Origin of the sequence: Maricaulis sp., from assembly GCF_030149235.1 — a bacterium.
In the GTDB taxonomy this organism is placed as follows: Bacteria; Pseudomonadota; Alphaproteobacteria; order Caulobacterales; family Maricaulaceae; genus Maricaulis.
Window position 1 is genome coordinate 1 of the sequence record NZ_JASBRW010000079.1, and the last position, 13359, is coordinate 13359.

The window sequence follows — 13359 nt, forward strand, 5'->3', positions numbered from 1 at the left end:
CGGTCCGGCGACCGCATCCCGTCACAAGAAAGTTCTCAAGAAGGCGAAAGGCTATTACGGCGCCCGCCGCAAGCAGTTCCGTACTGCTGTGCAGGCTGTGGAGAAAGCCGGCCAGTACGCCTATCGCGACCGCCGCGCCAAAAAGCGCAATTTCCGTTCGCTCTGGATCCAGCGCATCAATGCTGGTGCCCGTGAGCACGGCATGACCTATTCCGTCTTCATGAACGGCCTCACCAAGGCTGGCATCGAAGTTGACCGCAAGGTCCTCTCCGACATCGCCATCCGTGAGCCGGAAGCGTTTAAGGCCCTGGTCGACCAGGCGCGCGCTGCGCTGGGCTAAACCCGGCTGAAATGAGTTCCGGAAAAGGCCCGCCAGCGCAAAGCCGGCGGGCCTTTTTCTTTTTCTCAATCTGCTGACCGCGCCGGGCGGTCGACAGTGTAAATGACAGAAGCTAAACCGGCATCGACAGGTAAGGGGCCAGGCATGCTAGACACGTCCAATCTCGACACGCTTGAACGCGATGTCCTCGATCAGATCGAAGCCGCCGGTGATGAGGCCGGACTGGATGAAATCCGCGTTTCCGCGCTCGGCAAGAAGGGCTCGGTCAGCCTGATGATGCGCGAGCTGGGCAAGATGAGCCCGGAAGAGCGCCAGGTCATGGGCCCGGCCCTCAATGGGCTCAAAACCCGGCTCAATGACGCCATCACCGCGCGCAAGGATGTGCTGGAAAGCGCCGCCATGGACGCCGCGCTGGCCTCGGAAACGGTCGATATCACCCTGCCGGTCCGTCCGGAACGCCAGGGCTCGCTGCACCCGATCACCCAGGTGATGGAAGAACTGGCCGTGATCTTCGCCGATATGGGCTTCGCCGTCGCGGAAGGCCCTGATGTCGAGGACGACTTCCATAACTTCACCGCGCTGAACTTCCCGGAAGGTCACCCGGCGCGCGACACCCAGGACACTTTCTTCATGAAGCCGGATGCCGAGGGCATGCGGAAGGTCCTGCGCACGCACACCTCGCCGGTCCAGATCCGCACGCTGCTGAAGCAGAAGCCGCCGATCCGCATTATTGCGCCGGGCCGCGTCTATCGCTGCGACTGGGACCAGACCCATACGCCGATGTTCCACCAGGTCGAGGGCCTGGTGATCGACAAGGAGGCCAATATGGGCCACCTGAAAGGCGTGCTGCTCGACTTCATCGCCGCCTTCTTCGAGACCGACCAGGTCGAGGCGCGTTTCCGTCCGCACCACTTCCCTTTCACCGAACCGTCGGCCGAGATGGACGTGAAATACGAGCGCGTCGGCGCCGGCGTGAAGGTCGGTTCGGGCAATCAATGGATGGAGATCCTTGGCTGCGGCATGGTGCATCCGAACGTGATCCGCAATTGCGGTCTCGACCCGGATGAATACCAGGGCTTTGCCTGGGGCATGGGCGTGGATCGCCTGGCGATGCTGAAATACGGCGCCCCGGACCTGCGCGACTTCTTCAATTCCGACGCCCGCTGGCTGGCCCATTACGGCTTCAGCCCGCTGCTGCAGGCGAATTTGGCAACGGGGCTGAGCTAGACTGTCCATGCTCCGCTGGCTGAAACATAACCATCAAACCCTGACCGGGGTCGGCGCCATGCTGGTCGGCGTGGCGGCGCTTTTTGTCGCCTGGGATCAGGGCCGGGTGATGCGGGCGCAGCAGCATGGTTCAGTCGTGCCCGTGATCCAGGTGGACGGCTTCATCCAATCCAGCGCGGAGCGCCGCGACCTCGGCCTGCGCATCGTCAATAACGGTGTGGGCCCAGCCATGATCCAGGCCGTCAATCTGATCCGCGACGGGCAGACGACGATGGATTTCGATGCGCTGATCGCTCACATGCCGGACGGGTTCGATCGCTCCTGGTCGAGCGTGAATGGTCGTGCGCTGGCTCCAGGCGGTGAGGTTGAGCCGGCAGTTTTCTCCTGGCCGCGTGGCCAGCTGGGTGAGGCCGAGCTCAGCGCGCTCCTGGACGAATGGGCCTACTGGACCGTCGAGGTCTGTTACTGCTCGGTGTTCGATCGTTGCTGGACGACGACCTCGGACAATGAAATGCGGGTCCCGGTACCCTCCTGTGACGTGCCCGACAGCGATGTCTTCCAGCTCTTCGGTGATGCCGATCACGGCGGTGACTTTCCGGCGGAGCCGGGCGAATGAGTGCACTCCTTCACCCCACACAATTCTCTAGTTTTCCAAGCGACGGCGGGAGCCGATCATGAAATTTCCCCTTTCCTGGCTGAAATACCATCTTGAAACCGACGCCACGCTCGACGAGCTGGCCAAGGCCATGACCATGGCCGGTCTCGAGATCGAGGATATCGACAATCCGGCGGAGAAATTCGCGGACTTCTCGGTCGCCTATGTCCAGGAAGCCGTGCAGCACCCGGACGCGGATCGTCTGCGCGTCTGTACGGTTGAGACCCGGGACGGCATCAAGCAGATCGTCTGCGGCGCACCCAATGCGCGCACGGGCATGCGCGCCGTCTTCGCGCCGCTCGGCACCTATATTCCCGGCCTCGACTTCGCGCTCGACAAGAAGCCGCGCAAGATCCGCGGCGTCGAAAGCCACGGCATGATGTGTTCGGCCAAGGAGCTCGAGCTCGGCGAGGACCATGACGGTATTATCGACCTGGAAGGCGATTGGGAGGTCGGCACGCCGGCTGTAACCGCGCTTGGCCAGGATGATCCGGTCATTGATTTCGAGGTCACGCCGAACCGTCCCGACTGGCTCGGTGTGCGCGGCATTGCCCGTGATCTGGCGGCCACCGGGATCGGCACGCTCAAGGATGTCCCGGTTGGGGAGATCGAAGGCACGTTCGACAGCCCGGTGACGATCGAGCTGGACTGGCCGGAAGCCTGCCCGGTCTTCATGGGCCGCATGATCCGCGGTGTTAAGAATGTGGAGAGCCCGGAATGGCTGAAAAAGGCGCTGACCGCGATTGGCCTGCGCCCGATCAATGCGCTCGCCGATATCACCAATCTGATCTCCTATGACCGCTGCCGCCCGCTGCACGTCTATGATGCGGCCAAGCTGGAGGGCGGTGTCATCCGTGCCCGCAAGGGGCGCGGCGAGGCGGACACATTTGAAGCGCTGGACAACAAGGATTACGCACCGGGCGAGAGCATGTGCGTGATCGCCGACGACGCGCGCTGCCTCGGCCTTGGCGGTGTCATGGGTGGTACCTATTCCGGCTGTTCCGAGGAAACCACGGATGTCTTCATCGAAAGCGCCTGGTTCGACCCGCTGATCACCCGGGCGACCGCGAAAGCGACCGGTATCGACAGTGACGCGAAATACCGCTTCGAGCGTGGTGTGGACCCTGAGTCCTGCCGTGATGGCATTGAGTATGCCACCCGCCTGATCCTAGAGATCTGTGGCGGTGAGGCGTCCCATGTTGTCGTTGCAGGCGAGGCTCCCGCCAAGCCGGCGGACATCGAGTTCCCGGTGACCGAAGTCAAACGCCTGACCGGTCTCGATCTACCGCGCGATGAAATCGTGCGCATCCTGGCAACGCTGGGCTTCGAGCCGAAAGGTGAGGGCGATGTGCTCACCGTGGGCGTGCCGAGCTGGCGCATGGACTGCAGCCTCAAGGCGGATCTCGTCGAGGAAGTGGCCCGTATCCACGGTTTTGATCATCTCAACGCGACCTCGCTGAAACGCCTGCCGGGCCGTTTCGAGGCGCCGGCGACGCCGATGCAATTGCGCGCGCGGTATGCGCGCCGCGCTCTGGCAGGGCGAGGATATTCCGAGGCCGTGACCTGGTCCTTCGCCGAGAAGAGCCAGGCGGCCCTGTTCGGCGGTCATGGCGAAGGCCTGGAGCTGGACAATCCGATCTCTTCCGAGCTCGACGTGATGCGTCCGACGGCGCTGATCCACCTGCTCACCGCCATGCAGGCCAATGCCGATCGCGGCCAGGCCGATGCGGCCCTGTTCGAGGTTGGCCCGATCTATCTGTCCGACGCACCGGACGGTCAGCGTCTCGTCGTGACCGGCGTCCTGCCGATACATGCCGATCGCCACTGGGCCGGTTCGCGTCAGCCCGACGTGTTCGACATCAAGGCCGATGTGGAAGCGGTGTTGAACGCTGCCGGTGCACCTGTGGCCTCGTTGCAGACCGTCGCCGAAGCGCGCGAATGGTGGCATCCGGGCCGTTCCGGTGTCATGCGCCTGGGGCCGAAAAACGTCATCGCCGAGTTCGGCGAGATCCATCTGCGGGTGCTCAAGGCACTCGATATCGACGGCCGTGTGCTCGCCTTCGAGATCGTGCTCGACAACATCCCGCAGCCGAAAAAGGGCAATGGGCTGAAAGCGCGCACGCCGCTGGAGAAGGCCGAGCTGACGCCGGTGCGCCGCGACTTCGCTTTCCTGGTCGACAAGTCGGTCGCCGCCGATGCGCTGATCCGTGCCGCCAAGGGCGCCGACAAGGCGATGATCACGGGCGTATCCGTCTTCGATACCTATGAGGGTCAGGGCGTGCCCGAAGGACAGGTTTCGATCGGTCTTGAGGTTACTCTGCAGCCGCGTGAAAAGACCCTCACTGACGAGGAGATCGACGTCATTGCCAAGAAGATCGTCGACAAGGCGGTCAAGGCGACGGGCGGATCGCTGCGCGGATGAAGCCGGGAATAGCCAGGGCAGAGCAGGAGGCGTTTGTCCTCGATGCGGTCCTGGCCAACCCCATGCATGGCGAGATCCTGGAACGTGTCGCCGGGCTGGACCTGCCCGATTGCGCCATCATGGCCGGGTCGATCTACAAGGCGGTGTGGAACAGGCTCACCGGCCGGCCGGCTGATTACGGCATCAATGACTATGACCTCGCCTATTTCGATGCGGATGATCTGAGCGCCGAAAGCGAGGCCGTGATCGCACGGCAGGTGGCCGGCCTGTTTGACGATCTCGGTATCGAGGTTGAGGCCTGCAATCAGGCCCGGGTGCATATCTGGTTCAATCAGCAGTACGTCACCGACCGGGCGCCATTGGTGAGTACCGAGGATGCCGTTTGCCATTTCGCCTCCAGAACCCATTCTGTCGCGCTGGCCCAGCGCCCGGATGGTGCGCCCGGTCTGATTGCTCCGTTCGGCTATGACGAGCTGTTGTCGCTGCATGTGAAGCCGGTCGCGAATCTCGCGGGCGCTGACGCCTGGAACCGCAAATGCGCTGCGCAAAAAGCGGTCTGGCCAGAGCTGAGCTTCGATTTGATTGAAATCTGAGCCCGGCAGCGACCGGTTTGGTCGCGCCCTGAGCATCTCCCCGGGATGTTATTCAACCCATTGGGGAATTTTGCCTATTCAACCTGCGGGGGATAATTTTTTTCGCCATATTATCGGTTGGCGTATGGCATAGATTTGTGTTCCTGTTTAGTATGGTTAACGGACTGTTATCGGCCCGGCGGGGGAGGGAGACCTTTTCGGGTTCGATGCGATCGATGCGGAAGACGGGCCGTTTGGCGGTCGGTCAATAATCGGCGCACGCAGATATCGGGGGTGGGATCAAATCATGTTGGAACGGTGGACAGCCTTTCTGGCGCAGGCAGCAGCGACTGTGCTGGTGCTGATTGGTCTTGTTGTGCTGCTTTCCTTTACGCACATGAAAAGCTACCGCGCCGGACTTTGCGCCAATAATGCTTGCGACGATGCGGTTGTAGACAGTCAGACCGTTGCCAATCCTGTCGTGCCGCAAGGCAATGAAACGGGCCTGCTTAATGCCACGGCCGCCCTGCCGTCGACCCAGTCGGCGCGCCCGGCCGGCAGCAGCGTGACACCGCAGGATACCAATTCCGACCTGCAAGCTGATTTGCCCCCGAACCAGGTGCTGGGTGATTCGGGGCGTCCGAGCGGCGATAGCAGCCTGCCGGTTGATGATGACGTCACCGGTTCGAGTGCCCGCCGCGGCAGCTCGGCTCGTACGCTGGATGAATCGGTGAGCTTCTTCACGGGCCGCGGTTACGGCAGCGGCAGCTATTACCCGACCCCGGGTGACGATATCTGCCACGGTTTTGATCGCCCGGTGACCAATGCCGCCCTGGCGCGATGCTGGCTGCGTATCGGCGACGCCTACCAGTCCATTGGTGAGCTGGATTATGCCCAATATGCCTGGAACCGGTCGGTCTCCACGGGCGCGCGCCGCGGTGGCGCCCAAGCGTCCCTGACGGCACAGCAGCGCCTGCAGAGCGCGGCGCTGGCACAGGCCTGCCGCACGACGCCGGCGAGCCTGGAGCGGATTTCCCGCGGCTATGCACGTGAGAATGTCGGCGGCGAGATCATTGATCTCCAGCTGCGCCAGCAGGCTCTTGCGGCCCTTGGCTATTATGCCGAGGAAGTCGATGGCACCTATGGTCCGGCGACCCGCCGGGCCGTGCGCGACTTCCAGGCTGATATGGGGTTTGACCAGACCGGCGCGCTCAACCCGCAGGAAACGGTCGACCTGGTGTGCCATGCCGCGATCACGGCGCGCGATGAAGGCGCCCAGAACCTGCTCGGTATTATGTTCGCCACCGGCCTGGGCGTGGAGCTCAATGTCGACATGGCGTTGGAATGGCTCGAGATCGCCGCGACCCGCGGTCATCCGGAGGCCAATTTCAATCTCGCCCTCGTTTACGGCACCGGCACTGTCCAGGGTAGCTATCGCCTCTGTGGTGTGGTCGAGAGCCCGGAGCGCGCGGACAGCTATCTGCGCCGGGCCTCCGAGCTGGGCCATGCCCGGTCGCGTTTTATCCGCGACAATGAAGGCCTGCGCGGCACCGCCACGGCGCGCTGGGAGCGGATTGCCCGCCGGCTGTCGTCCGAAGCGGCGCAATCGCCGAGCGATCCGTTTTACCAGGCGTGGCAGGAGCGGCTTGATGAAGCCGAACGCGACGCTGTTTATGATGCCATTCAACCCGGTTGTTATCTCGACGCGGTCGCGGACCGCCGGGCTTCCGGAGATGATCCAGCCCCGTGATGCGGTTCACGTCACGCGGCCAAGTATGGGAGTGAACACATGAAGAAGATTGGAATGGGCCTGGCCCTGCTTGCACTGGCAGGCTGCAGTCACCCCGGAACGCATGAGCATGTCTTCTATCGCGGCGTCATCCCGGCGGTGGACACCGATGATGAAGCCCGCTCGATGTGTTCGGCCACATCCTACGAGCAGGACCGCAACCAGTTCCTGGCCTCAACGCAGCAGATTCGGCGCGCTCTGGGCGCTGATGTGTCCGTCGGCCCGGGCATGAATGACCCGATCGGCGTCAATGCCGACAGCCTGCGTTCACCCGAACTCTACAATGCCGGTCCCGGCGATGTGCACCCGGTGGTCTATCTGGTGGCCCAGTTTGAGGCTGAGCTGGACGGGTCCTATGACAGCGTGGTGCAGAATTGCCGCGCCTATAATCAGTGCATGATCCGCAATGATTATACCGAGAGCTCCTGCCAGCAGTCGCAAAATCTCTGGTCCGACAGCCAGGTCCGCTTCCACAATCTGGCCGACCGCATGGCCGATGTGCGGGCAGAAGTCGCACGGTATTGCGGCGATTGCGATCAGCCCTATCACCGTGGCCGCCGTCATCGAGGACGCGACCATCATGAAGGCGATGATCGCGACTATGGCGAATACAGCCAGCCGCGCACGGTCGACAGCTATTACGGACCGTTCTCGGCCGGTGATGGTCAGTAAGGCCCCGGCGACAGCGCTGAAAGAAAACAGGGCGGGATGGCATCATCCCGCCCTTTCTGTTTGTCGCCTCGGCGTCACGGGCGCTCCAGCGCGACGCTAGAAACTGCCGCCGATACGGTTTTTCCAGTAACCGACATCCTCAGCATATTTGCCCACCACATCGCCGAGCACCTTGTCGACGAGGAGGCTGTCAAAGCCGATCCACTCATCCTGGTTGATCTCGTCGATACTCGTCATCGACTGGCGCAGGAAGACGATGTAGACGGCGACCATGACCACGAAGAGTAAAACGAAGATCAGGCCGAGATCGGCGATCCTTGCCGCCGTGTCGAAACCGGTCAGGTCGGAAAGAACAGTATTCAACCCCGCCAGAATCACGGTGAAAAGCAACGGAACGAGCACCAGATAATAGCCGGAATTGCGCAGAATCTGGAACATAATCCCACGCAGGAAGCTCTCGATGAAGAAGATCCGCATCGAGATCCAGAGGATATTGGTATGCCATTTGCGGGCGTCGGAGGAAAACTTTGCAGCATCCTTCTCCTGGCCCACAGTGACAGATTTTGCACGACCTTCCGCGGTCCGGTAATGGTCGTTCAGCCGCGCCAGATAGCGCGTGATAAAATTGGATAACTCCCGGAAATTATTGCGCTGATAGGGCGCGTACTCGACATAGTAGGCGATCCACATGGCAAAGGCCCCACCGATCGTGGTGACCGCAGCAAAGATCGCCTCGTTGAAATCATCCAGGCTCATCGAGAACGGGCCGAGCGCCAGCGGACCGGTAATTCCGAACAAGGCCGAGAAGTTCAGCAAGGTGCCGTCATTATAGATCAAATTGACGATGAGCACGGTGGCGATAATGGCTGAGAAGATCACCGTCAGCTTGCGTACATTGGCATTGATCACCTGCCGCATCCGGTTGAGCAGATAGAAACAGCCTGCATCCTCAGGGAATTTCGACGCCATGATCGCGCCGTCTTCATCCTCATAGAGGTTCTGTGCATTGGCCGAGATCGGCACGCGGCCATTGAGGAAAATCGCCCCCAGCTCGTCATAGCGCTCGGATGTCTCATCGGTGAGCTCGGTCGGGACGCGCATATAGCCGACGACCACACCGATCCATTTGAACAGAACGCCCTGGGATTTCAGGTGTTTTTCCTCATGCTGGAAATCATCACCGAGGGCGCGCTCGGTTTCGGTGCGCTTGCGGCTGGCGCGTGACAGGGCGGCCCAGGCACTTGGGCCGGTATGCGCCGCCAGCACCGAACCTGTCCCGGCCTTATTGAGTGGTTTCATACGAAACAGCCGCATCACCGGGCGGGCGACCGGGGCGAGAACGCTTCCAATGATCTGCAGCGGTATTTGCCGAGCGAGCACGACGACAACCAGCAGGGCGATGCTGGCGAGCAGAATGAAACCGTTGGACATGAATTACCCCTCTAAGCGCAGCCACTTGCGCCAATACTGTATTATGGCACCGCGCGACCTGGAGGCGAAGGGGAAACCGTATCCGCGGGGTCCCCTATGCGTTGTCGAGGTCAAAGGCGGGATGAAAGCTAGCCGCAACGGCGCTGTCCGGCATGGCCGCTTGGTCGAAGACCCGCAACTGGAAAGCATCCCCATATTTGCCGGACGGATCTTTATCCCATGTCCAGCCGGAGTTGGCGGCTGGCTTGAAGTTGAAGCGCCGGTAAAAATCCGGATGGCCCAGCAGCATGCAGAAAGGAACCCCGAGCTGGCGGATGAAATCCAGCCCGCTATCAATTAGGGCCGAACCGATTCCACAACGCTCGAACTCCGGCAGTACGGCAACGGGGCCAAGTGCCAGCCCGAAGACTTCCTCTTCAAGGACTGTGCGCCCAGTCGCGGGCGAGAACATGATCGCGCCGACGATCTGGCCGTCAATTTCGGCGACCAGCTCCAGCGTGTCCGCTTCAGCGGCCCGCAGGGCGGTCCCGATCAGACGCTCGGTTTCCCGCTTGAACGCCTTGTCGAGGACCTCGCCGACAGCCTTGCTGTCGGTGGATTCAATCGGCCGGATTTGCATCGAACGGTCGCCCTAGAAGGGCAGCCAGCGGCGATTGCGAGAATAGGCGAGATAACCGACATTGGCTCCCGCGCGCAGGCCGACACCCGAGCGGATCGGCGCCAGGGTCACGTCATCGGCACGTTGATAGTTCACACCGAGGCCGGCAACGAAATAGGCGGTCCCCTCAACGCCCGGAAAACGTTGGAAGAGCAGGTCGGTGTCATCCAGATTATAGACCAGCACGAAGACCCGGCTGGCATTGCCGCCGGCGTCCCAGCCAACTGACGGGCCGCGCCAGTAGACCTTGTGGCGTTCACCATTCTTCATGGTGAGATAGCCTTCGCCATAGCGCAGGCCCACACCGACTGCGCCCGCGACCTCTTCTCCTGCCACATAGCCGACCGGCCGGCCAAGGTCGGAGAAAACACGCTCGAGCACGCTGGCGGCGGCCTCGGCGGTCACTCCGAAGAAGTCGGCTACCGCATCGACAACCTCGTCCTCAGAATAGGAGTCGATCGGCTCGGAGTAATCGCTTGGTTGACCATAATCAGGGTCCTGTTGTGCCAGGGCGGCATGAGACAGGGTCAAGGCTGCGATAAGGGAGAGAAAAACACGCATGTTGAACTCCTAGGAACGGGACGTCGGATTTGTGGCGATCGATTGGGGCGAGACAGCGGCGAAAGGGTTAGCAGCGGGTTAAATTCAGGCTGTTTGCCCTTTGTTTGGGCGCCATTCCTGATGATTTCTTCATTTTCCTATTTTGTCTGGGGCCGTTAGTTTGCGCGCCAGAGAAATTAGGGGAGTCGCGTTATGCGCAAATTGATGATGATGACGGTGGGCGTTACTGCCCTTCTGGCGACCGCTTGCACGCCGGCTGAACAGACTAATGTCACCGAGGCTGAAACCGCGCAGATGGCCGCCACGGCCGAAGCGCCGGCCAATGTTCTGCTGGCCGAGTGGGGTGGTCCCTATGGTGGTGTACCGAATTTCCAGACAGCGCAGATGAGCGACCTGACCGCCGCGGTCGAGCGCGGCATGGAAATCAACCTCGCAGAGATCGATGCCATCGTGGGCAATCCGGAACCGGCGACGTTTGAGAACACGATCGTCGCGATGGAGCGCGGCGGCCAGGAACTCAGCCGCATCTTCTCCTATTGGGGCATTTGGAGCTCCAACATGTCGACGCCGGAATTCCGCGCCTTGCAGCGCGAACTGTCGCCGCGTCTGGCCGCGTTCAACTCTCAGATCACGCAGAATGAAGCCCTGTTTGCCCGCGTTCGTGCTGTCTATGAAGGCGAGGAAATGGCGAGCCTGCGTCCGGATCAGCAGCGTGTCGTGCGGCTGACCTATGATGGTTTCGCCCGCAATGGTGCGACGCTCGAAGGTGAGGCAGCGGCCCGCTATGCCGAGATCCAGCAGGAGCTGGCCGGCCTTCACACGCGCTTCTCCAATAATGTGCTCAACGACGAGGAAGGCTATGTGACCTTCCTGACCGAGGATCAGCTCAGCGGCCTGCCGAATGATTATATTCAGGCGGCTGCTGTTGCGGCGACTGCGCGTGAGCAGGACGGTATGTATGCCGTCACCAATACGCGCTCCTCGATGGACCCGTTCCTGACCTTCTCCGATGAGCGTGAGCTGCGTGAGCAGGTTTGGCGCAACTACTACTCCCGCGGCGATAATGGCGGCGAATTCGACAATAACGACATCATCATGCAGATCCTGACCCTGCGTGATGAGCGTGTTGGTCTGCTGGGTTATGACAACTATGCCAGCTGGCGCCTGGAAGACCGTATGGCCGGGACCCCGGAGCGCGCCATGGAGCTGATGGAAGGCGTGTGGAGTGCTGCGGTCGCGCGTATCGAGGAAGAAGTCGCCGACATGCAGGCGATCGCTGACGCGGAAGGCGCTGGCATCACCATCCAGCCCTGGGATTATCGCTATTATGCGGAGAAGGTGCGCCAGGCGCGCTACGAGCTCGATAGCGACGAGGTGAAGCAATACCTGCAGCTCGATAATCTGCGCGAAGGCATGTTCTACGTGGCCGGCGAACTGTTCGGCTTCGACTTCCGTCCGCTACCGGAAGGCGAGGTTTCGGTCTGGCATCCCACCGTGAAGGTCTGGGAAGTCACCGATCGCGAGAGCGGTGATCATATCGGCCTGTGGTATCTCGATCCCTTTGCCCGTCAGGGCAAGCGTTCCGGTGCCTGGGCCAGCAGCTTCCGCTCGCATACCTCCTATGATGGCCCGACCAATGTGCTGGCGACGAATAATTCCAACTTTGTCGAGCCGGCCCCGGGTGAGCCGGTGCTAGTGTCCTGGGATGATGCGGAAACCTTCTTCCATGAATTCGGCCACGCCCTGCACTTCCTTTCCTCCAACGTCGCTTATCCGACGCTGAATGGTGGTGTGCGTGACTACACCGAATTCCAGTCCCAACTGCTCGAGCGCTGGTTGCTGACCGACCCGGTGGTCGAGAATTATCTTGTGCATGCAGAAACCGGCGAGCCGATGCCGGCCGAGCTGATCGAGCGTATCCGGGCGGCGGCAAACTTCAACCAGGGCTTTGCCACCGGCGAATATCTGGCCTCGGCGCTGATGGACATGGTCTATCACACGACGGAACCGAGCGAGATTGGCGACCCCGACACGTTCGAGCGTGAAACCCTGGCGCGCCTTGGCATGCCGGAGGAAATCGTCATGCGTCATCGCAGCCCGCACTTCGGGCATATCTTCTCTGGTGAAGGTTATTCGTCGGGCTATTACGGCTATATGTGGGCTGATGTACTGACCTCGGACGCCTCGGAGGCCTTCGCGGAGGCGCCGGGCGGGTATTACGACCAGGAACTTGCAGCACGCATGGTGGAGCACCTCTTCGCTCCTCGGAATGCGATTGATCCGGCGGAAGCCTATCGCTTGTTCCGCGGTCGTGATGCGGATGTCTCGGCGCTGATGCGCGATCGGGGTTTTCCGGTCACTGAATAGATTTAGCGGGGACAACGCTAAACAAGAGCGGCCGGTGGAGAAATCCACCGGCCGTTTTCTTGCGTGCCAATTTTGTTGCCGCGACTAATGCGGCTGACTTGGAGGCAGCTGCCTAGCCCACCTCGGCCAGATGTATATCGCGGGCGCCGCGAAAGCTGAGAAAGAGCATGCGCACCTCTGGCGCGACGTCCTTGGGGAGCAGGTCTTCGAGCTGGGCCGGACGGACGCGGATCCAGTTATCATTGGCTTCAGCCCAGGCTCCGGTCGTCTGGGCAAAGCCCATGGCCCAGTCCGGAAATTGCCGGTGGCAGGTGGCTTCTGTGTGAATGATCATCACATCCTTGTGCCGCTTGTCATGCCGGATGCTTTCAAACACGCTGTTGACGGCCGCCTCCGGACCTTCGAGTAATTGCATGAAATGGTTGCCAACCACGCAAAGCAGCCCGGTGATTCCGGACTGGGCATTGCGCGTTCGAGCGGTCACCAGGATGTCGTCGAGCAGGTCCGGCGAAATCGGTACGGCTGCAGTCGATACGTAAATTAGGCGTGCTGTGTCCACGGATTCCCCCATAATCCATAGGGAAATAAAACCCCTAATTGATAAGGGGTCAATTCTCGATAGCCTATTTAAAATATAACCTTGTTATGGAGGGCTCGCCTGAAGC

Annotated in this window: 12 protein-coding genes; 8 read left to right on the plus strand and 4 right to left on the minus strand. The window is 61.2% G+C overall.

Going from position 1 to position 13359, the window contains the following annotated elements; translation table 11 throughout:
* The 7 genes from rplT to Q1V51_RS11925 all read left to right on the plus strand — a co-directional run.
* A partial coding sequence (gene rplT, locus Q1V51_RS11895; protein ID WP_300532308.1) for a 50S ribosomal protein L20 occupies window positions 1-340 on the plus strand: 340 nt, incomplete at its 5' end.
* A gap of 144 nt (window positions 341-484) precedes the next feature.
* Window positions 485-1567 (plus strand): phenylalanine--tRNA ligase subunit alpha, encoded by a 1083-nt coding sequence (gene pheS, locus Q1V51_RS11900; protein ID WP_300556623.1) that lies wholly within the window; start codon window positions 485-487, stop codon window positions 1565-1567.
* 7 nt (window positions 1568-1574) lie between these two features.
* The gene (locus tag Q1V51_RS11905; RefSeq protein ID WP_300556625.1) at window positions 1575-2183 is read left to right on the plus strand and encodes a hypothetical protein; all 609 of its coding nucleotides are present in this window, start codon (window positions 1575-1577) and stop codon (window positions 2181-2183) included.
* Window positions 2184-2241: 58 nt separating this feature from the next.
* On the plus strand, window positions 2242-4644 hold the full coding sequence (gene pheT / locus Q1V51_RS11910) for a phenylalanine--tRNA ligase subunit beta (RefSeq protein WP_300556627.1): 2403 nt from the start codon (window positions 2242-2244) through the stop codon (window positions 4642-4644).
* Entirely contained in the window at window positions 4641-5237 is a 597-nt protein-coding gene (locus Q1V51_RS11915) for a nucleotidyltransferase family protein (RefSeq protein WP_300556629.1), read from the plus strand. The genes pheT and Q1V51_RS11915 overlap by 4 nt, the downstream gene beginning before the upstream one ends.
* 286 nt (window positions 5238-5523) lie before the next feature.
* On the plus strand, window positions 5524-6966 hold the full coding sequence (locus Q1V51_RS11920) for a peptidoglycan-binding protein (protein WP_300556631.1): 1443 nt from the start codon (window positions 5524-5526) through the stop codon (window positions 6964-6966).
* Window positions 6967-7005: 39 nt separating this feature from the next.
* Entirely contained in the window at window positions 7006-7677 is a 672-nt protein-coding gene (locus Q1V51_RS11925; RefSeq protein ID WP_300556633.1) for a hypothetical protein, read from the plus strand.
* A gap of 96 nt (window positions 7678-7773) precedes the next feature.
* On the opposite strand, the gene Q1V51_RS11930 is transcribed toward Q1V51_RS11925, so the two are convergent.
* The 3 genes from Q1V51_RS11930 to Q1V51_RS11940 form a co-directional block, all read right to left on the minus strand.
* The gene (locus Q1V51_RS11930; RefSeq protein WP_300556635.1) at window positions 7774-9108 is read right to left on the minus strand and encodes a hypothetical protein; all 1335 of its coding nucleotides are present in this window, start codon (window positions 9106-9108) and stop codon (window positions 7774-7776) included.
* 94 nt (window positions 9109-9202) lie between these two features.
* Window positions 9203-9727, minus strand: a complete 525-nt coding sequence (locus tag Q1V51_RS11935) for an N-acetyltransferase (RefSeq protein WP_300556637.1) — start codon at window positions 9725-9727, stop codon at window positions 9203-9205.
* Between the two features lie 12 nt (window positions 9728-9739).
* The gene (locus tag Q1V51_RS11940; protein ID WP_300556639.1) at window positions 9740-10327 is read right to left on the minus strand and encodes a DUF1134 domain-containing protein; all 588 of its coding nucleotides are present in this window, start codon (window positions 10325-10327) and stop codon (window positions 9740-9742) included.
* Window positions 10328-10621: 294 nt separating this feature from the next.
* Here Q1V51_RS11940 and Q1V51_RS11945 point away from each other — a divergent pair, with 294 nt between their 5' ends.
* A complete protein-coding gene (locus Q1V51_RS11945) occupies window positions 10622-12694 on the plus strand; it encodes a M3 family metallopeptidase (protein WP_366522746.1) in 2073 nt (690 codons plus the stop codon).
* A 112-nt stretch (window positions 12695-12806) separates the two neighbouring features.
* Here Q1V51_RS11945 and Q1V51_RS11950 read toward each other — a convergent pair whose 3' ends face one another.
* The gene (locus Q1V51_RS11950; RefSeq protein WP_300556643.1) at window positions 12807-13253 is read right to left on the minus strand and encodes a BLUF domain-containing protein; all 447 of its coding nucleotides are present in this window, start codon (window positions 13251-13253) and stop codon (window positions 12807-12809) included.
* Window positions 13254-13359 lie beyond the last annotated feature (106 nt).

Coding starts and splice junctions, on each gene's coding strand:
- Q1V51_RS11945 (WP_366522746.1), top strand. CDS start 10,622: ATGGCCGCCACGGCCGAAGCGCCGGCCAATGTTCTGCTGGCCGAGTGG.
- Q1V51_RS11925 (WP_300556633.1), top strand. CDS start 7,006: ATGAAGAAGATTGGAATGGGCCTGGCCCTGCTTGCACTGGCAGGCTGC.
- Q1V51_RS11935 (WP_300556637.1), bottom strand. CDS start 9,727: ATGCAAATCCGGCCGATTGAATCCACCGACAGCAAGGCTGTCGGCGAG.
- Q1V51_RS11930 (WP_300556635.1), bottom strand. CDS start 9,108: ATGTCCAACGGTTTCATTCTGCTCGCCAGCATCGCCCTGCTGGTTGTC.
- Q1V51_RS11915 (WP_300556629.1), top strand. CDS start 4,641: ATGAAGCCGGGAATAGCCAGGGCAGAGCAGGAGGCGTTTGTCCTCGAT.
- pheT (WP_300556627.1), top strand. CDS start 2,242: ATGAAATTTCCCCTTTCCTGGCTGAAATACCATCTTGAAACCGACGCC.
- Q1V51_RS11940 (WP_300556639.1), bottom strand. CDS start 10,327: ATGCGTGTTTTTCTCTCCCTTATCGCAGCCTTGACCCTGTCTCATGCC.
- Q1V51_RS11905 (WP_300556625.1), top strand. CDS start 1,575: ATGCTCCGCTGGCTGAAACATAACCATCAAACCCTGACCGGGGTCGGC.
- pheS (WP_300556623.1), top strand. CDS start 485: ATGCTAGACACGTCCAATCTCGACACGCTTGAACGCGATGTCCTCGAT.
- Q1V51_RS11920 (WP_300556631.1), top strand. CDS start 5,524: ATGTTGGAACGGTGGACAGCCTTTCTGGCGCAGGCAGCAGCGACTGTG.